Genomic DNA, 16,819 nt, shown 5'->3' with positions numbered 1-16,819 from the left:
TAGGGTGCTATGCAGTTCACAAATGACCGAAAAGGGTTTCGAAACATGGCGAGTAAGCGGGCGACCATCAACGATGTGGCCTCGCTGGCGGGGGTATCGATCGCCACGGCGTCCAAGGCGCTGAACGGGCGCCAGGACGTGCGCCCGGCGACGCGCGAGCGCGTGCTCGCCGCCGCGGCGGAGCTCTCCTTCCAGCCGAACGCCCTGGCCAGGGGGCTGCTGTCCGGACAGACGCGCACGGTCGGGCTGCTCACCTCCGACAGCGTCGGCCGCTTCGGTATCCCGGTGCTGCTCGGCGCGGAGGACGCGTTCGGCGCGGGCGAGATGGCCGTGCTGCTCTGCGACGCGCGGGGCGACGCGATCCGGGAGCAGCACCACCTGCGGGCCCTGCTGTCACGCCGGGTGGACGGGCTGATCGTGGTGGGCGAGAGCACCAACCCGCGCCCGTCGGTGAGCAAGGACCTGCCGATCCCCGTCGTCTACGCCTACGGCCCGTCGGAGGACTCGTCCGACGTGTCGTTCGTGCCCGACGACGTGGGCGCCGCGGCCATGGCCGTCAACCACCTGCTGGCCATGGGCCGCCGCAGGATCGCGCACGTCACGGGCCCCACGCACTACAAGGCGGCCCGCGATCGCGAGGAGGGGCTGCGCTCCGCGCTCGGCGAGGCGGGCCTGCCGCAGGCCGGGCAGACGCTGTCCGGCGCGTGGTCGCAGCGGTGGGGGCGGCACGCGGCCGAGATGCTGCTGATGGCCGAGCCCGAGATCGACGCGGTCTTCTGCGGCAGCGACCAGATCGCGGCCGGGTTCGTGGAGGCGGCCAGGGAGCGCGGGCGGCGGGTGCCCGACGACATCGCGGTGGTGGGCTACGACAACTGGGAGGTGCTGTCCACCGAGACCCGGCCCGCGCTGACGACCGTGGACATGAACCTGGAGCTGCTCGGCAGGACCGCCGCCCAGCACCTGTTCGCGGCCATCGACGGCAAGGCCACGCCCGGCGTGCACAAGATGCCCTGCCAGCTCGTCATCAGGGACTCCACCTCTCCGCCCGGCATCTCCTGACACTCGGGCACGCGCGGGTCCCGGGGAGTGGTTTCCTATACGCATGCCTGATCTCGTTGTGGACGGCGGCGACAAGCTGTGCGTGCAACTGCTCATCGAGCTGCGCGCTCAGGTGCGCCAGGCCGGGCCTGGCGCCGTGATCCACCTGATCGCCTCCGATCCGGCCGCCCCCGTGGACCTGCCCGCGTGGTGCCACCTGACCGGGCACACCTACCTGGGCCCGGTCGAAGGTGCGGAGCGGGCCACGTACGCGCTGCGCGTGGCGGACCCGGGTGACGCGCCCGTCCAGGAGACGCAGGAGTCCAGGCCGTGGCACGTGGCTTAAGCGGTTAACAGCCGTTACCGGATGGACCCGCCGACAGCCGACCGGCATGTCCTAAAGTAGGGATGGTTATCCGGTTCAGAGAGGGAGTCCGTGAAGCGACCGACGATCGCCGACATCGCCAGCCGGGCGGGAGTGTCCAAGGTGGCGGTCTCCTACGCGCTCAACGGGCAGCCGGGAGTGTCGGAGGCGACGCGGGCCAGGATCATCGCCATCGCCGACGAGATCGGCTGGCGGCCCAACAGCGCGGCGCGCGCGCTCAACGGCGCCCGGGCCAACTGCATCGGCCTCGCGCTCTGCCGGCCCGCGCGCATCCTCGGCGTCGAGCCGTTCTTCATGGAGCTGATCAGCGGCATCGAGGGCGTGCTCGCCGACCGCTCCTACGGGCTGCTGCTCCAGGTCGTCACCAGCCACCAGCAGGAGAGCGAGGTCTACCGCCACTGGTGGGGCGAGAGCCGAATCGACGGCGTCTTCCTCGTCGACCTGCACTATTCGGACGCCCGCGTGGCCGAGCTGGAGCGGCTCGGCATGCCGGTCGTGGTCATCGGTCACCCCTCCGAGTCGGGCACGCTCTCGGCCATCTGGTCCGACGACGGCGAGGCCGTCCGCGAGACCGTCGGCTATCTGGTGGCGCTCGGCCACCGCCGCATCGCGCGGGTGGCCGGGCTGCCCGAGCTGGTCCACACGACCGTGCGCGACCAGGCGTTCGCCGCCGCCTGCGAGGGCGTGGCCGAGCACGTCGTCGTGCACACCGACTACACCGGCGAGGAGGGCGCCCGGGCCACCAGGCGGCTGCTCAGCTCGCCCGACCGGCCCACGGCGATCGTCTACGACAACGACATCATGGCCGTGGCGGGCCTGTCCGTGGCCCAGGAGATGCGGGTCGAGGTGCCGCGCGACCTGTCCATCGTGGCCTGGGACGACTCGCCGCTGGCCCAGGTCGTCCGGCCGCCGCTGACCGCGCTCACCCGCGACATCCCGGCCTACGGCGCGCACGCCGCCCAGCGGCTGCTGGCCCTGATCTCCGGCGAGAGCGTGCCGCCGTTCGAGGACCAGGCGGCCATCCTGACGCCGCGCGGCAGCACCGGCCCCGCGCATCTCGGCTGACTCCCGGCGCCACCGGCACGTGCCGGGGACGGTGGGCGGGCGGCTGGCAGACCGCTCGCCGGGGCCCCGGCACGTGCCGTCCCCTCCATCGCGGCACGCTTCAGGAGTCGCCTCGACGTCCCCCGCACGAGGCGACTCCCGGCATGTAAGAGCGCGGAAGGGCCCGCCGGAGTACCTCCATACCCGAAAAAACTGCATTTTCTGGCGAATCAGCATCCCAGGCCACCTTCATGGGGCACACGAGCCCTCCTTTCGCTGTTCCAGCCTTGACAAATTTTTTTGTCGGAGCCTACTCTCTAACCACACAGGGAACGGAGAGCAACCATGAGCAAGGTCACATCCGCGGACGGCACGTCGATCGCCTACACCCGCGCAGGCCAGGGCCCGGCGGTGATCCTGGTGGACGGCGCGCTCAGCTTCCGTGCGCAGAGCATCAACACCGACCTGGCCACGGCACTGGCCGGGCACTTCACCGTCTACACCTACGACCGGCGCGGGCGGGGCGAGAGCGGCGAGACCCCGCCGTCCACTCCCGAGCGCGAGATCGAGGACCTGGCCGCGATCGCGGCGGAGGCCGGCGGCCCGGTGCGGCTGTACGGCACGTCGTCGGGAGCCGCGCTCGCGCTGGCCGCGGTGGAGAACGGGCTGCCGGTGGAGAGGCTGGCGCTGTACGAGCCGCCGTTCATCGTGGACGACACCCGCCCGGCCATCCCCGCCGACTACCTGGCCAGGCTCGACGAGCTGGCCGCCGCCGGTCGCCGTGCCGACATGGTGCGCTACTTCATGCGCAGGGGCGTCGGGCTGCCGGCCCCGGTGGTGGCCATGATGCGGTTCATGCCCGCCTGGTCCACGCTCAAGGCCGTGGCGCACACGCTGCCGTACGATGCGGCTCTGGTGGCCCCGTACGAGCGGGGCGTCCCCTACCCGGAGGGCCACTGGTCCTCGGTGAAGGCGCCCACGCTGGTCATGGACGGCGGAAAGAGCCAGCCGTGGATCCGCAACGCGGCCAGGTCGCTGGCCGGCCTGCTGCCCAACGCCGAGCACCGCACGCTCGAAGGCCAGACCCACATCGTCAAGCCGGCCGCGCTGGCGCCCGTACTGGAGGGCTTCTTCCGATGAGATTCCGCAGCACGATCGAGCTGGGCGGCAAGACCGCCACGGGCTTCGAGGTCCCCGCCGAGGTGGTCGAGGGGCTCGGCAGCGGCAAGCGGCCGGCCGTGACCGTCACCATCGGCTCCTACACCTACCGCAGCACCGTGGCGCCCATGGGCGGCCGGTTCATGCTGCCGCTGAGCGCCGAGAACCGCGAGGGTGCCGGGGTGGCCGCGGGCGACGCGGTCGAGGTGGACGTCGAGCTGGACACCGCGCCGCGCGAGATCGAGGTGCCCGGCGACCTGGCCGCCGCGCTCGACCTCGTTCCCGAGGCCAAGGCGTTCTTCGAGAGCCTGTCCTACTCGCGCAGGCGGCGCTGGGTGCTGGCGGTCGAGGCGGCCAAGAAGCCCGAGACCAGGCAGCGGCGGGTGGCCGACACGGTCGCCAAGCTGGCCGCCGGAGTGGCCCAGTGACGCTTGCCTTTCGCAAGCAGAGTGCGGGGAGCTAAGCTCGCGCCCATGACCAACCGGGCCTACGGCCAGTTCTGCGGGATCGCCCGAGCCCTGGAGATGGTCGGCGAGAGGTGGGCGCTGCTCATCGTCCGCGACCTCCTCGTCAGCCCCAAGCGATACACCGACCTGCGCAACGGCCTGCCCAAGATCCCCACGAACATCCTCGCCGCCCGGCTGAGAGAGCTGGAGCGGAACGGGCTGGTCGGCCGGCGGGTCCTGCCCCGGCCGTCGGGGGCCGTGGTCTACGAGCTGACCGAGCACGGCTACGCCCTGGAGGACGTGGTGCTCGCCCTCGGGCGATGGGGCGCCGAGTCGCTGGGCGAGCCGCGGCCCGACGAGATCGTCACCGCCGACTCCCTGGTCATGGCCCTGCGCTCCGCCTTCGAGCCGGAGGCCGCCGCGGGCGCCCGCGCGGGGTTCGAGTTGCGCGTGGACGAGGTCGTGGTGCACGCCTGGGTGGACGACGGCATGCTGCTGGCGGCCGAAGGGACGCTGCCGGGAGCCGACCTGGCGATCGAGGGCGGTCCCGGGGTGGTCAAGGCGCTCATGGCGGGCGAGATCACGCCGGACGGGGCCGTCGAGGCCGGGCTGGTGAAACTCGCCGGGAACGAACGGCTGCTCGCGCGCTTCGCGGAGTTCTTCCGGATCCACGGATAGCGGCCAGTGCTGCCCCGGCCTGGGGGTTTGCGGGGCGTAGCGAGAGGGCTCGGGGGTAGGCGGGCGATATGACGGAGGGTTTCGACAACGACCTGCTGTGGGATGAGTTCCACCGGGTGGTCAACATGAACTCCGAGGAGCTGCGCGCATTCCTGCTCGCCGACGCCTCCGACGAGGAGGGTTTCCCACCCGACCCGGACCTGGGCATCGACGAGCTGGGACGGGCCGTGCTGCACATCCTCGGCAAGCGTAAAGGCGACCTCACCAAGGTGGACGTCGAGGTGATGCGGCAGGTCATGGACCTCGTGGAGACGATGGGCGACAGGACGGACGACGAGTCTCGGCATGAGCTCATGTCCGTGGGTCATGACCCGCTGAGAGGATAGAGACCGATGGTCGAGCCACGACCGTGGATCGAGGGCTACGTACGCGCGTGGAACTCCAACGATCCCGACGACATCTCCGCCCTGTTCACCGAGAACGCGGTGTACTACACCGAGCCGTACAGCTCGCCCTGGCAAGGATGCGACGAGATCGTCTCCCAGTGGCTCGGCCGGCAGGACAAACCGGGCGAAGCCACGTTCGAGTGGCACCCGGTGTCCGTGACCGATGACGTGAGCGTCATTCAGGGCGTCACCACCTATCCCGACAAGACATACAGCAACCTGTGGGTGATACGGTTCGTGCCCGACGGGAGATGCCGGGAATTCACCGAATGGTGGATGCGGCACGACGCAAAGTGATGCAATGGGCCGAGCCGTCTTCACCCGAGGAGATCCGTTGAGAGACAACCTCGACCTCGCCGCGAGCGCCCAGCAGCTGGCCGACGCCGCACCGACGGGATCGATCGACCGCGCCGCCGCCTCGTCCGTGGCCATCACGCTGGCCACTACGCGTGACATCACCGACGCCAGGAACACCCTTGACGGGCTCTCTCCCGAAGAGGTGCGGCACGCGGCGCTGGAGCTCTTCGACCGTCTCGCCGCGAGCTAGAGACCGGCGGGCTCCGGCGGGTCTGCTCCGATCTGGCTCCCGCGGGCTCCGGCGAGCTACGAACCGTCGCCGAGGCGGGATCGGATGGCGTGGCGGGCGCGCGCCGGCGCCCGCGTGTCGCGATGGAGCTGGATGGCGTGGTTGAGCGCCATCACCAGCCCCAGCAGCTCGAACACCAGCTGGTCGGGATCGGTCCCCGCCGGCAGGTCGCCGGCGTCCGCGGCGCGCCCCGCCTCCTTGCGCAGCCGCGCGCGCCAGTCGTCGAACCGGGCCTCGACCGCGTCCCGCACCGGCCCCTTCCGCCCGTCGAACTCGTGCGCCGCCGCGACGAAGAAGCAGCCGCCAGGGAAGACCCCGCGTTCGAGGTAGGAGACCCACGCTTCGCACAGCACCCTGAGCCTGGTCAGGCCGGGCGCGGCGGGCACGGCGTGCGCCCAGACCTCGGCGCGGAAGATCTCCCCCGCCCGGTCGAGCACCGCGAGCTGCAGCGACTCCTTGGTGCCGAAGTGCCCGAGCACGCCCGACTTGCTCATGCCCAGCTCGCCGGCGAGGCGGCCGATGGTGAGCCCTTCGAGCCCCTCGGCCGAGGCGATCGCGACCGAGCGGTCGAGGATGGCGGAGCGGGTGCCGAGGGCTTCGGCGGCGGACTTGCGCGGGCTCATGCGGTCACTTTAGCGCCCGCCCGGCCCCTTTAGCGTCCGAACGTTCGCTTGCTATAGTGCGACGCCATGAGCGGATCACGACTTGTCGCGACAGGGCACTACCAACCTGCAAAAGTTCTGACGAACGATGACTTGGCGACGATGGTGGACACCAGCGACGAGTGGATCAGCAAGCGGGTCGGCATCCGTACCAGGCATGTGGCCGGGCCCGATGAGAGCGTGGCGGACCTGGCCGGGCACGCCGCCGCCAAGGCCCTTGCCGCGAGCGGCCTGGACGCCTCCGACATCGACCTGCTGCTGATCGCCACCTGCACGCAGACCGAGCGCGCCCCCAACGTGGCCTCCCGCGTCGCGGCCAGGCTCGGCGTGCCCGGCGCGGCGCTGATGGACGTGGGCGTCTCGTGCTCCGGTTTCACGCACGCCCTGGCCCTGGCCGACCACACGATCCGCGCGGGCGCGGCCACGAACGCCCTGGTCGTGGGCGCCGACAGGATGAGCGCCGTCACGGACTGGACCGACCGGACCACCTGCGTGCTGACCGGCGACGGGGCCGGGGCGGCCGTGCTCAGCGCGGCCCCGGAGGCGGAGATCGGCCCTGTCGTGTGGGGTTCGGCGCCGGAACTGGGCAGCGCCGTACGGATCGAGGGCACCCCGGCGCGCTTCTCCCAGGACGGGCAGAGCGTCTACCGGTGGGCCACCACCCAGCTGCCCGCCATCGCCCGTCAGGCGTGCGAGCGCGGCGGCGTCCGCCCCGAGGATCTGGCCGCGGTGGTCCTGCACCAGGCGAACCTGCGCATCATCGAGCCCATCGCCGCCAAGCTCGGCGCGGTCAACGCGATCATCGCGCGTGACGTGGTCGAGTCGGGGAACACCTCGGCCGCGAGCGTGCCGCTGGCGCTGTCGAAGCTCCTCGACCGGGGCGAGGTGCGGAAGGGCGCGCCGATGCTGCTGTTCGGGTTCGGGGGCAACCTGTCCTACGCGGGGATGGTCGTCCGCTGCCCTTGACCGCCGTGCGCGGCCAGCACGGCCCGCATGTCGGCGATGGCCCGCAGCGTCCCGCGTACGGTGCCGGTGACCTTGGAGCGCCCGGCGCGGGGCAGGTAGCGCACGTCGGTCTCGGTGACGCGCCATCCGGCGGCGGCGGCCCGCAGCACCATCTCCAGCGGATAGCCGAAGCGGCGGTCGGCCAGGTCCAGGCCGAGCAGCGCGGCGCGGCGGCCCGCCCGCATCGGGCCGAGATCGCGCAGCGGGAGCCCGGCGCCGCGCCGCAGCCGGCGCGCGAGCACGGCGTTCGCCAGGCGTGCGTGGGCCGGCCAGGCTCCGGCCGCCGCCGGCACCCGCCGCCCGAGCACCAGGTCCGACTCCCCCGCGAGCACGGGATCGGCGACCAGCGGGAGCTGGCGGGGGTCGAGCGAGGCGTCGGCGTCCATGAAGCACACGACCGCGCTGGAGGCGGCCAGCAGCCCGGCGTGGCAGGCCGCGCCGAACCCGCGCACCGGCTCGCGCACGACCAGCGCCCCGTGTGCGGCGGCCACCCGGTCCGAGCCGTCGGCCGAGCCGTTGTCGACCACGATGGGCCGGTAGCCGGCCGGCATCCGGGTCAGCACCCAGGGCAGCGCCCCGGCCTCGTCCAGGCAGGGCAGCACGACATCGATCATGGTCAACCGTTCCTCTCGAACTGCGCGGCGAGCTCCTCGAGCCCGTCCTCGAAGGCGATCGCGGCCGTGAAGCCCAGCTCGGCCGCGGCTCTGGCGGGCGAGGCGACGATGTGGCGCACGTCGCCCAGCCGGTAGTCGCCCGTCGTCACCGGCTCGGGCCCGCCCGTCCGCGCCGCCAGCGCCGCCGCTAGCTCCCCCACCGTGCGCGGGACCCCGCAGGCGATGTTGTACGCCCTCAGCGCCCCGGCCGTCCCCGCGCCCAGCGCCAGGACGTTGGCCCTGGCCACGTCGCGCACGTGGACGAAGTCGCGGCGCTGTCCCCCGTCCTCGAAGACCGCCGGCGCCCGGCCGGACCGCAGCGCCGACAGGAAGATGGCCGCGACCCCGGCGTAGGGGGTGTCCCGTGGCATCCGGGGACCGTAGACGTTGTGGTAGCGCAGGGCCACGGCGGTGCCGGACGTCTCGCGCGCCCAGCCGGCGGCCAGGTGCTCCTGGGCCAGCTTGGTGGTGGCGTACGCGTTGCGGGGGTCGGGCGGGGCGTCCTCGCCGATGACCGACGGGGACAGGACGCTGTCGCAGTGCGGGCACCTGGGGTCGAACACGCCCCGCGCCAGGTCCTCCACCCGTCTCGGACCGGGGCGGACGCGGTCGTGGCGCGGGCAGTCGTAGGCGCCCTCGCCGTAGACGACCATGGAGGAGGCCAGCACCAGCCGGCGCACGCCGTGCCTGGCCATGGCGGCCAGCAGGGTCGCCGTGCCGTACACGTTGGCCGAGGCGTAGCCCGGCAGGTCGGCCACGTCGACGCCGAGGCCGACCTTGGCGGCCTGGTGGATCACGGCGTCAACGCCGGGCAGGATACGGTCGAGTGCGGCAGGGTCGCGCACGTCCACGCCCGTGCGCAGGTCGGCGGCGATCACCTCGTGACCGGGCGCCTCCTGGCCGAGCGCTTCCGCGACGTGGCCGCCGACGAAGCCGGCCGAGCCGGTGAGCAGTACGCGCATGCCGCCGATCCAACACCGGCCCGCGCCCCGCGGACCTTACGAAGCGGAAACGCCTCCCTCCGGGCGCAGGTAGCCCAGCAGCTTCTCGATCTGGCTCGCGTAGTGCTCGGCGAACTCCGGCGACGACGGATCCTGGCCCCATACGGCCCGGACGAGCTGGGGGAAGGAGGTGCCGGCCGCGGCCATGGCGAACAGCGCCACCAGCACCGCGCCGGGGTCGAGGTCCGCGGGCAGCTCGCCCTCCTCCTGGCGCCGGCGCAGGAGCTCCACGTCGCGGCGGACGTCCTCGGCGAAGGCCGGGTCGGGCGGGCCGTCGTCGGTCAGGCCCTGCCAGAGCATCAGCCTGCCGTATTCGCGCCGGGAGGAGTTGGCCCGGACGTAGCCGGCGGCCAGCGCGCCGAGCGTGGCCAAGCGGTCGGCGAAGGCGCTCTCCTCGGCCTGCCAGCGCGTGTTCAGCGCCTGGTAGAGGCCCTCCTTGCCGCCGAAATAGTAAGAGATGAGCTGCTTGTTGACTCCGGCTCTGGCGGCGATCTCGCTGACCCGCGCCCCGGCGAACCCCTTCGCCGCGAACTCCTCCAGCGCCGCCTGCAGGATGCGGGCCTTCGAACGCTCGGGATCGCGCTGCCTCTCCTCCGGTGCTCGTCTCAGCGGGATCGCACGCCCGCCGACCGCCTGCAGGGCTACCGGGTGCACATCGACCCGGACGGCGCCCGGGCGCTGCACGACTGCCTGCCGCCGCACCTGTGGCAGTCCTTCCTCGACACGACCGGGCACGGCGGCCAGGACTTCGGCTTCGTCACCGAGCGGCTCAGGACGCTGGCGGTGCTGGAGACCCCCAAGGCGGCCGACCCCGCCGGCGACCACCATTCGGTCAGCCGCATCACGCTCAGGCAAGTGCTGCTGTCGGGGCTCGACGACGTCGTACGGTTCGGCAAGACGTACGAGAGCTACCGGCTGCTGCCGGACGGCCGGGTGGAGCTGTCGTTCGCGGACGGCACGCGCGAGAGCGCCGACATCGTGGTCGCCGCGGACGGCGGGAACTCGCGGGTGCGCGAGCAGTACCTGCCGCACGCCGAGCGGGTGGACACGGGCGTCGTCACGGTGGCCGGCAAGTTCCCGCTGACGGACGAGACCAGGAGGCTGCTGGCACCCCGGCTGGTCGACGGGCCGAACAACGTCATCCCGCCCAGGGGCATGGGCCTGTTCACCGCGCCGCACGACCTCGGCGACCCCGCCCGGAGCCGCGCCGGTGCCGGGCTCGGGACCGCCGCGAGCGGCGGGGCGGCGGCTCGCGGGATCGGGGTGACGGAGCAGGAGGGCGCGCTGATGGACAACACCGGCAGCTACCTGCTCTGGGCGTTCGGCGCGGCGAGCGGACGGTTCCCAACCGACATTTCCGAAATGTCCGGCGACCAGCTCAAGGCCACCGTCGCGAAGATGATCAGAACCTGGCATCCGGACCTGCGCACGCTGATCGACCTGTCGCACCCCGACACCGTCTCGCTGCTGCCGATCCGTACCTCGATCCCGATCGAGCCCTGGCCGGCCACGAACATCACCCTGCTCGGCGACGCCATCCACAGCATGACCCCGATGCGCGGCATCGGCGCGAACACCGCCCTGCGCGACGCCCGCCTGCTCCGCGCCGCGCTCACCAGTGGCGGCGACCCGGTCGCGGCCATCGCCGGCTACGAGGCGCAGATGCGCGAGTACGGCTTCGCCGCCGTCCGCGGGTCGCTGCGCGCGGCCGAGCAGTTCGTCGGTGACAGCAGGGTGGCCCGGATGGGGTTCAAGACCTTCCTGCGCCTGGTCCAGCGCTTTCCCGCACTGAAGGCCAAGGTGTTCGCATAGCCGCGCCTGTTGCGCGGGCGGATCCGCGCGCACAGTGTGGAGGCATGCCAGGCATCGACACGATGGACGGCCTGATGCGGGCCGTGGCCGAGTTCGATACCGACGGGTTCGAGCTGACCGTGACGGCGGCGGCGCTCGAACGGGCCAGGCGCTCGATCGACGAGTCCGGGCTGCTGCTGCTCGGCGAGGTGCACGGGATCAGGGAGAATCCGCTGGTCGTCCTCGGCCTCATGCGCGTGCTGGAGCTCGGGAGCCTGGCCCTGGAGTGGCCGGAGGACCTCGCGCCGCAGCTCGACCTCTACCTCACCCGGGGCGGCGAGCTCGATCATGCGCTGTGGTGGCTCGGCGACGGGCGGGTGACCGCCGGGCACCTCGCGGTGCTCAAGGCGATGGCGGGGGTGCGGGTCACGTTGTTCGACGGGGGGATGTTCACCGGGGACTGGTCGCAGCGGGACGCGAACATGGCACGGCGGCTGCTGGAGGTGCACGCCGAGCCGATGCTCGTCGTCGCGGGCAACGCCCATGCCAGGACCTCCCCGACCGACCTGGGGCTGCCGATGGGCGCGTGCCTGGCCAGCGCGCGGCCGGCGCTGGAGAGCGTGCGGATCGACTACGGGACGGGGAGCTTGTACAACTTCGAGCCGCGCTTCGTCAGGGGCTACTGCGCGGGGGCGGGGTTGCGGGTCGCGGAGGACGAGAGCCTGGTGGTCGGGCTGCCGGAGTTCAGCGAGGCGGCGGTGCCGCACCTGCCCGTGGATCTGCTGCGGGAGCGTCTCGGACCGTGAGCGGGGCCGTGGATCTGCTGCGGGAGCGTCTCGGCCCGTGAGCGGGGCGGCCGGGTGCCCGGCGAGCGGCTGCTCCGATGGCGGTCCGGGGTCGCGAGGTGCGTACTGTGGAGGCGGCGCGCGATCGTGGAGGGTGGATGCGGGTCGGGATTCTGGGGCCGCTGCAGGTGAGCGGGGCCGCGATCGGCGGGGCCCGGGTGCGGGCGCTGCTGGTGCGCCTGGCCCTCGATCCCGGGCGCGTGGTGACCGCAGATCGGCTGATCGACGACCTCTGGCCGGACGAGCCGCCCGCCCATCCGATGGCCGCGTTGCAGTCGCTGGTGTCCAGGGCCCGCAGGGAGGCGCCCGGGGTGATCGGGTCGCATCCGGCCGGATACCTGCTCGACGTGCCGCCGGGCGACGTGGACGGGTGGGCGTTCGAGCGGCTGGTGCGGGACGGTGACGTGCGCCGGGCCCTGGCGCTGTGGCGCGGCCCGGCGCTGGCGGACGCCGCCGACCTGCCCTTCGCCGCCGCCCCCGCCGCGCGGCTGGCGGAGCTGAGGCTCACCGCGCTGGCCACCAGGATCGCGGCCGACCTCGCCGCCCACGAGGCGAGCCCGCACACCGGGCGCACCGGGCCGCCCGGAGCGCCCGGACCGGCCACGCCGGCCGGGCTGGTGGCCGAGTTGGAGGAGCTGACCGCGGCGCATCCGTCGCGGGAGCAGTTCCACGCGCTGCTGATGCGGGCGCTGGTCGCGCAGGGCCGGCGCGGCGAGGCGCTGGAGGTCTTCGAGCGGGTCAAGGCGGGGCTGGTGGCGGAGCTGGGCGTCGATCCCGGGCCCGAGCTGCGGGAAGCGCATCTGGCGGCACTACGGGACACGGAGCCGGCGCCGCGCACGAACCTGCCCGCCCGGCTGACCACCTTCGTCGGCCGGTCGGAGGACATCTCGCGGCTCCGCGGCCTGCTCGCCACCGGGCCCGGCGGGGTCAGGCTGGTGACGCTGGTCGGGTTCGGCGGGGCGGGCAAGACGCGGCTGGCGGTCGAGGTGGCCGCGGGGCTCGACGTGCCCGACGGCGTGTGGCTGGTCGAGCTGGCCTCCGCCACCCACGGCGAGGTGCGGGCCGCGGTGGAGAGCACGCTCAGGGCGACCGACCTGGTGACCGCCCTGCGCGGCACGTCCCCGCTGATCGTGCTGGACAACTGCGAGCACGTGATCGAGGAGGCCGCCCGGGTGGCGCGGTGGCTGCTGTCCGAGATCCCCGGGCTGCGGATCCTCGCCACCAGCAGGGAGCCGCTCGACATACCGGGCGAGAGCCTGCACCCGGTGCGTCCGCTGCCCGAAGGCCCGGCGGCCGAGCTCTTCACGGATCGGGCCACCGCCGCCCGGCCGGACCTCGCGCCCGACCTGGTGGTGGAGCGGGAGCGGGTGGTGCGGATCTGCCGCGAGCTCGACGGCATCCCGCTGGCCATCGAGCTGACCGCCGCGCGGTTGCGCACGATGCCGGTGTCCGTGCTGGTCGAGCAGCTCGGCGACCGGCTGGCCTTCCGCGGCGGGCGCACGTCGGAGCCACGGCACCGCACGCTGCGCGCGGTCATCGACTGGAGCTGGAACCTGCTGTCCGAGCGCGAGCGCGAGCTGCTGCGCGGGCTGACGGTGTTCTCGGGCGGGGCCACGTACGCGGCCATCTCCCAGGTGTGCGGCGGCGACCTCGACCTGCTCTCCTCGCTGGTGGACAAGTCCCTCATCTCGGTCACCGGCGACCGCTACGCGATGCTGGAGACCATCAGGCAGTACGCCGCCGCCGACCTCCCCGGCCTGCGCCAGGCGCACGCCCGCTACTACACCGAGCTGGCCGAGGCCGCCGAGCCGCACCTGCGGACCGGCGCGCAGCTCGCCTGGCTGGCGATGCTGGACGCCGAGCAGGGCAACCTGGACGCGGCGCTGCGGCACTCCGACGACCCGCTCAGGACCCTCCTGCCCAGGATCTGGCCCTGGATCATGCGCGGCCGTCAGCGTGAGATGAGCGAGCAGGCCGCCTCGGTGCTGCGCAGGGTGGGCGACACGGCCCCGCCGGGGCGAGAGCTGGCCTACGGGCTCTGCCAGGTGCTCCTGGGCGCCGGGCCGAACGAGGCGCTGCGCGAGTCCGACCATCCGGCCGCGCTCAACGCCTGGGCCCTGGGCGGCTCGATCGGGCCGCCCGACGACGTGGTGCGGATGACGGAGCGGTGCGTGGCGCGGCTGCGCGATCATCCCGATCTCTGGACCAGGTCGGCGGCGTTGCTGGTCGGGGGCATCGTCAGGTTCGAGTACGGCGCGGTGGCGGGGGCCGAGGACCTGCTGGAGCCGGCGCTGGCCGGGTTCAGGGCCACCGGTGACCGGTGGGGGCAGTGGGCGGGGCTCTACTGGCTCTCCCTCGTGGCGGAGAACCGCGGGGACTTCCGCGCCGCCGTCGCGCTGGCCGAGGAGCCGGAGCGGCTCGCGGCCGAGCTGTCCGGGCTCGACACCCCGCTGGGGCCCATGACGTTCCTGCTGCGGGTGGGGCAGCTCAAGAGCCGGGCGGGCGACCACGCCGGGGCCGCCGAGGCGCTGGAGCAGGCCTGGGCGGCGGCCGTGCGCTCCGACGACCAGACGATGGTCGCGCGGGTCATGCACGCGCAGGCCGAGCTGGCCCGGCGGAGCGGCGACCCCGTCGAGGCGGCGCGGCTGCTCGGGGCGGCGCTGGCGTTCGACATCGACGTGCCCGCCCAGTTCAGGGCGTTCATGAACGTCGAGCTGGCCCGGGTGAGCGACGAGCCGGGCGGGCCGCTGCGCGCGGCCCTGGAGCTGATGGCCGGCTGCTCCGACCGGACCGCGCGGGCGACCGTGCTCGAAGGCGTGGCCGGGCATCTGGCGCCGGTGGTCGCGGCCGAGCTGGTCGGCGCGGCACGGGCGTTGCGCGGGATCGCCGGGTCCGCCGACCCCTTCGTCGGCGAGCTGGAGCGGCGGTGCCTGGCCGCCCTGGGCCCGGACGCCTACCGCGCCGCGCTCGCGCGGGGCGCGGCGATGCCGGACCCCGAGACGTACGCGCTGGGCCCGGTCACGGCCGCCTGACGGTCAGGGGCGCAGGCGGTGGAAGAGCTCGGTCCTGGCCCGGTGGTATTCGAGGTCTTCGGCGTCGTGCCGGACCCCGGCCCTGACGGCCTTGCGGAAGTAGGCGTACTCCCTGCGCAGCTTGTGCCGGACGAGCTGGACCAGCGACTCCTCGTCGAGGTGGCCCGCCGTGCCGCCCGCCTCGTGGTAGGCGGTGACGAACTCGTTGCTGGGCCCGAGCTCGTCGTCGCCCCACTCCAGCGCCGCCGCGGCCAGCTCGATCTCCGGGGCGCCGACGAAGGTCTCGTCCCAGTCGAGCACCGCCACGATCCTGCCGTCTCTGGCCAGGGTGTTGCCGGTGTAGAAGTCGCCGTGCAGCGGGTGGCGCACCGGGTGCGTGGCGTGGAAGGCGGCCAGCCAGCGGTCCAGCTCGGGGTCGGCGAGCTCGGCGGCGTCGCCGGGCGGGTCGCCGTACAGGCCGTGCTCCTGGAAGGCGATCGCCGGGCGCGGGCCCGGCCGGCACCTGACCAGGGCCTCGTGCAGGCCGGCCAGCAGGCGTGCGCCCGCCGCGCGCTGCTCGGGCACGTCGGAGTCCGGCCAGGACCCTTCGACGTACGGCCAGCAGGAGATCGGGCGGCCCTCCACCGTCACGACCGTGGTGCCGCCGGGCGCCCGCAGCGGCGCGACGGCCTCCGGCAGCCCTGCGGCGGCGTGGTGGGCGATCGCGTGGCACCACTCCGACTCGGCCGCGGGGCGCCCCACCGGGCCGACGCGGACGACGTGGCCGCCGAGGCGGTAGGCCGCCGATTCCTCGCCGCCGTGCAGCCGCTCGCCGTCTCCGGTGACGCCCCAGGTCGAAGCCACCGCCTCACGGATTGCCGAGGTCAGGGGCGTCTGCGTGTAAATCACACCGGCCACCATACGATCGGCGACTTGTGCGCCGTGGAATCTTTTCGTTTTGCCTCGGATGCGCCAAGGTTAGGGCTACCTTCATCGTGAAGTGAGGAGACCTGTGGCCAGTCCTGGCTCGCTCGACACCAGGGGCAGCGATTTCGCCCAACTAGCCCGAAAGATCACGGACGCCGGACTCCTAGACCGGCGTCCCTTTTATTACGCAGTGAGACTGACCATCGTCGTGGCCCTGTACGCGGCCGGCTGGACCCTGTTCGTCTGGCTGGGCGACTCGTGGCTGCAGATGCTGGTCGCGGTCGCCATGGCCGTGGTCTTCACGCAATTGGGGTTCGTGGCCCACGATCTCGGCCACCGCCAGGTCTTCCGGACCCGGCGGCCGAGCGACATCGCGGGCCTGCTGATCGGCAATCTCGGCGTCGGGCTCGGGTGGGGATGGTGGACCGCCAAGCACAACCGCCACCACGCCAACCCGAACCATGAGGATCACGACCCCGACGTCTCGCCGGCGGTGATCGTCTGGTCGGAGGACCAGGTGGCCCGCAGCACCGGCATCCCGCGATTTTTCGCCAAGTATCAGGCGTTCTGGTTTTTTCCGCTGCTCACGCTGGAGGCCTGGCATCTCCACGTGGCCAGCGTCAAATCCCTGTTCCAGCCCTCGGCCAAGCGGCGCGGCCTGGAGCTGACGCTGCTGCTCGTGCATTTCGCGCTCTACCTCGGCCTGGTCTTCACCATCCTGCCGGTCGGCAAGGCGCTGCTGTTCCTGGTCATCCACCAGGGGCTGTTCGGGATCTATCTCGGATGCTCGTTCGCGCCCAACCACAAGGGCATGCCCGTGCTGACCAAGGAGGACAAGCTCGACTTCTTGCGCAAGCAGGTGCTGACCTCTCGCAACGTCAGGGGCGGCTGGCTCACCGACGTGGCGCTCGGCCAGCTCAACTACCAGATCGAGCACCACCTGTTCCCCAACATGCCGGCCCCGAACCTGCGCAAGGCCCAGCCCATGGTCGAGAAGTACTGCGCGGAGATCGGCGTCAGCTACCTGCAGACCGGGCTGATCGAGTCGTACGGCCAAGCGCTGCGGCATCTGCACGAGGTCGGCGCCGACCTCCGCTGAGCACCCGGACCACGCTGAATCCCCCCACATGACCGGGGGGCGCC

Annotated in this window: 19 protein-coding genes; 14 read left to right on the top strand and 5 right to left on the bottom strand. The window is 72.8% G+C overall.

All coding sequences use genetic code 11. The features are described from left to right. Window positions 1-45: 45 nt before the first annotated feature. The 9 genes from ETD85_RS13725 to ETD85_RS13685 all read left to right on the top strand — a co-directional run bounded on the left by ETD85_RS13725 (window position 46) and on the right by ETD85_RS13685 (window position 5,742). Entirely contained in the window at window positions 46-1,059 is a 1,014-nt protein-coding gene (locus tag ETD85_RS13725; protein WP_138690063.1) for a LacI family DNA-binding transcriptional regulator, read from the top strand. A 43-nt stretch (window positions 1,060-1,102) separates the two neighbouring features. Continuing rightward, complete coding sequence (locus tag ETD85_RS13720) at window positions 1,103-1,384, top strand: sulfurtransferase TusA family protein (RefSeq protein ID WP_138690062.1); 282 nt, start codon at window positions 1,103-1,105, stop codon at window positions 1,382-1,384. A gap of 90 nt (window positions 1,385-1,474) precedes the next feature. Beyond that, window positions 1,475-2,488: a LacI family DNA-binding transcriptional regulator gene (locus tag ETD85_RS13715; RefSeq protein WP_138690061.1), complete on the top strand. Its 1,014-nt coding sequence runs from the start codon at window positions 1,475-1,477 to the stop codon at window positions 2,486-2,488. 324 nt (window positions 2,489-2,812) lie between these two features. Further along, window positions 2,813-3,607: an alpha/beta fold hydrolase gene (locus ETD85_RS13710; RefSeq protein ID WP_138690060.1), complete on the top strand. Its 795-nt coding sequence runs from the start codon at window positions 2,813-2,815 to the stop codon at window positions 3,605-3,607. Next, window positions 3,604-4,053, top strand: a complete 450-nt coding sequence (locus tag ETD85_RS13705) for a YdeI/OmpD-associated family protein (protein ID WP_138690059.1) — start codon at window positions 3,604-3,606, stop codon at window positions 4,051-4,053. The genes ETD85_RS13710 and ETD85_RS13705 overlap by 4 nt, the downstream gene beginning before the upstream one ends. Before the next feature lie 45 nt (window positions 4,054-4,098). After that, the gene (locus tag ETD85_RS13700) at window positions 4,099-4,749 is read left to right on the top strand and encodes a winged helix-turn-helix transcriptional regulator (RefSeq protein WP_138690058.1); all 651 of its coding nucleotides are present in this window, start codon (window positions 4,099-4,101) and stop codon (window positions 4,747-4,749) included. 68 nt (window positions 4,750-4,817) lie between these two features. Further along, window positions 4,818-5,135 carry a DUF3140 domain-containing protein gene (locus ETD85_RS13695; RefSeq protein ID WP_138690057.1) on the top strand — a complete coding sequence of 106 codons (318 nt, stop codon included), beginning with the start codon at window positions 4,818-4,820 and terminating at the stop codon, window positions 5,133-5,135. Window positions 5,136-5,141: 6 nt separating this feature from the next. Then, window positions 5,142-5,492, top strand: coding sequence for a nuclear transport factor 2 family protein (locus tag ETD85_RS13690; protein ID WP_138690056.1), 351 nt, complete (start codon window positions 5,142-5,144; stop codon window positions 5,490-5,492). 37 nt (window positions 5,493-5,529) lie between these two features. Next, a complete protein-coding gene (locus ETD85_RS13685) occupies window positions 5,530-5,742 on the top strand; it encodes a hypothetical protein (protein ID WP_138690055.1) in 213 nt (70 codons plus the stop codon). 56 nt (window positions 5,743-5,798) lie between these two features. Here ETD85_RS13685 and ETD85_RS13680 read toward each other — a convergent pair whose 3' ends face one another. Continuing rightward, window positions 5,799-6,404 carry a TetR/AcrR family transcriptional regulator gene (locus tag ETD85_RS13680; RefSeq protein WP_138690054.1) on the bottom strand — a complete coding sequence of 202 codons (606 nt, stop codon included), beginning with the start codon at window positions 6,402-6,404 and terminating at the stop codon, window positions 5,799-5,801. Between the two features lie 66 nt (window positions 6,405-6,470). Here ETD85_RS13680 and ETD85_RS13675 point away from each other — a divergent pair, with 66 nt between their 5' ends. After that, window positions 6,471-7,409 carry a beta-ketoacyl-ACP synthase III gene (locus ETD85_RS13675; protein ID WP_138690053.1) on the top strand — a complete coding sequence of 313 codons (939 nt, stop codon included), beginning with the start codon at window positions 6,471-6,473 and terminating at the stop codon, window positions 7,407-7,409. On the opposite strand, the gene ETD85_RS13670 is transcribed toward ETD85_RS13675, so the two are convergent. The 3 genes from ETD85_RS13670 to ETD85_RS13660 are packed head-to-tail and all read right to left on the bottom strand — an operon-like array spanning window position 7,379 to window position 9,804. Then, window positions 7,379-8,062, bottom strand: coding sequence for a glycosyltransferase family 2 protein (locus ETD85_RS13670; RefSeq protein WP_138690052.1), 684 nt, complete (start codon window positions 8,060-8,062; stop codon window positions 7,379-7,381). The two genes, ETD85_RS13675 and ETD85_RS13670, sit on opposite strands and share 31 nt — an antisense overlap. Before the next feature lie 2 nt (window positions 8,063-8,064). After that, window positions 8,065-9,063 carry an NAD-dependent epimerase/dehydratase family protein gene (locus ETD85_RS13665; RefSeq protein ID WP_138690051.1) on the bottom strand — a complete coding sequence of 333 codons (999 nt, stop codon included), beginning with the start codon at window positions 9,061-9,063 and terminating at the stop codon, window positions 8,065-8,067. Between the two features lie 36 nt (window positions 9,064-9,099). Beyond that, complete coding sequence (locus tag ETD85_RS13660) at window positions 9,100-9,804, bottom strand: TetR/AcrR family transcriptional regulator (protein WP_240779137.1); 705 nt, start codon at window positions 9,802-9,804, stop codon at window positions 9,100-9,102. Between ETD85_RS13660 and ETD85_RS13655 the strand changes: the two genes are divergently transcribed. From ETD85_RS13655 to ETD85_RS63060, 3 genes are all read left to right on the top strand, one after another. Then, window positions 9,751-10,914 (top strand): FAD-dependent oxidoreductase, encoded by a 1,164-nt coding sequence (locus ETD85_RS13655; protein ID WP_240779136.1) that lies wholly within the window; start codon window positions 9,751-9,753, stop codon window positions 10,912-10,914. The two genes, ETD85_RS13660 and ETD85_RS13655, sit on opposite strands and share 54 nt — an antisense overlap. Before the next feature lie 44 nt (window positions 10,915-10,958). Beyond that, on the top strand, window positions 10,959-11,699 hold the full coding sequence (locus ETD85_RS13650; RefSeq protein ID WP_138690048.1) for a hypothetical protein: 741 nt from the start codon (window positions 10,959-10,961) through the stop codon (window positions 11,697-11,699). A 137-nt stretch (window positions 11,700-11,836) separates the two neighbouring features. Further along, on the top strand, window positions 11,837-14,770 hold the full coding sequence (locus ETD85_RS63060; RefSeq protein ID WP_170246655.1) for an AfsR/SARP family transcriptional regulator: 2,934 nt from the start codon (window positions 11,837-11,839) through the stop codon (window positions 14,768-14,770). A 3-nt stretch (window positions 14,771-14,773) separates the two neighbouring features. On the opposite strand, the gene ETD85_RS13635 is transcribed toward ETD85_RS63060, so the two are convergent. Continuing rightward, window positions 14,774-15,658, bottom strand: coding sequence for a phosphotransferase enzyme family protein (locus tag ETD85_RS13635; protein WP_138690047.1), 885 nt, complete (start codon window positions 15,656-15,658; stop codon window positions 14,774-14,776). Window positions 15,659-15,866: 208 nt separating this feature from the next. Between ETD85_RS13635 and ETD85_RS13630 the strand changes: the two genes are divergently transcribed. After that, window positions 15,867-16,775 carry a fatty acid desaturase family protein gene (locus ETD85_RS13630; RefSeq protein ID WP_379507687.1) on the top strand — a complete coding sequence of 303 codons (909 nt, stop codon included), beginning with the start codon at window positions 15,867-15,869 and terminating at the stop codon, window positions 16,773-16,775. The last annotated feature ends 44 nt before the right edge of the window (window positions 16,776-16,819 follow it).

Origin of the sequence: Nonomuraea zeae (genome assembly GCF_005889725.1) — a bacterium.
GTDB lineage: Bacteria > Actinomycetota > Actinomycetes > Streptosporangiales > Streptosporangiaceae > Nonomuraea > Nonomuraea zeae.
The sequence above is the reverse complement of the archived record's forward strand: the minus strand, read 5'-3'. Positions and strand labels throughout refer to the sequence as shown.

Excerpts from the sequence above, each read along its gene's own strand:
- ETD85_RS13725 (WP_138690063.1), top strand. The coding sequence starts at position 46 with ATGGCGAGTAAGCGGGCGACCATCAACGATGTGGCCTCGCTGGCGGGG.
- ETD85_RS13705 (WP_138690059.1), top strand. The coding sequence starts at position 3,604 with ATGAGATTCCGCAGCACGATCGAGCTGGGCGGCAAGACCGCCACGGGC.
- ETD85_RS13675 (WP_138690053.1), top strand. The coding sequence starts at position 6,471 with ATGAGCGGATCACGACTTGTCGCGACAGGGCACTACCAACCTGCAAAA.
- ETD85_RS13670 (WP_138690052.1), bottom strand. The coding sequence starts at position 8,062 with ATGATCGATGTCGTGCTGCCCTGCCTGGACGAGGCCGGGGCGCTGCCC.
- ETD85_RS13690 (WP_138690056.1), top strand. The coding sequence starts at position 5,142 with ATGGTCGAGCCACGACCGTGGATCGAGGGCTACGTACGCGCGTGGAAC.
- ETD85_RS13680 (WP_138690054.1), bottom strand. The coding sequence starts at position 6,404 with ATGAGCCCGCGCAAGTCCGCCGCCGAAGCCCTCGGCACCCGCTCCGCC.
- ETD85_RS13695 (WP_138690057.1), top strand. The coding sequence starts at position 4,818 with ATGACGGAGGGTTTCGACAACGACCTGCTGTGGGATGAGTTCCACCGG.
- ETD85_RS13665 (WP_138690051.1), bottom strand. The coding sequence starts at position 9,063 with ATGCGCGTACTGCTCACCGGCTCGGCCGGCTTCGTCGGCGGCCACGTC.
- ETD85_RS63060 (WP_170246655.1), top strand. The coding sequence starts at position 11,837 with ATGCGGGTCGGGATTCTGGGGCCGCTGCAGGTGAGCGGGGCCGCGATC.
- ETD85_RS13720 (WP_138690062.1), top strand. The coding sequence starts at position 1,103 with ATGCCTGATCTCGTTGTGGACGGCGGCGACAAGCTGTGCGTGCAACTG.
- ETD85_RS13710 (WP_138690060.1), top strand. The coding sequence starts at position 2,813 with ATGAGCAAGGTCACATCCGCGGACGGCACGTCGATCGCCTACACCCGC.
- ETD85_RS13650 (WP_138690048.1), top strand. The coding sequence starts at position 10,959 with ATGCCAGGCATCGACACGATGGACGGCCTGATGCGGGCCGTGGCCGAG.
- ETD85_RS13700 (WP_138690058.1), top strand. The coding sequence starts at position 4,099 with ATGACCAACCGGGCCTACGGCCAGTTCTGCGGGATCGCCCGAGCCCTG.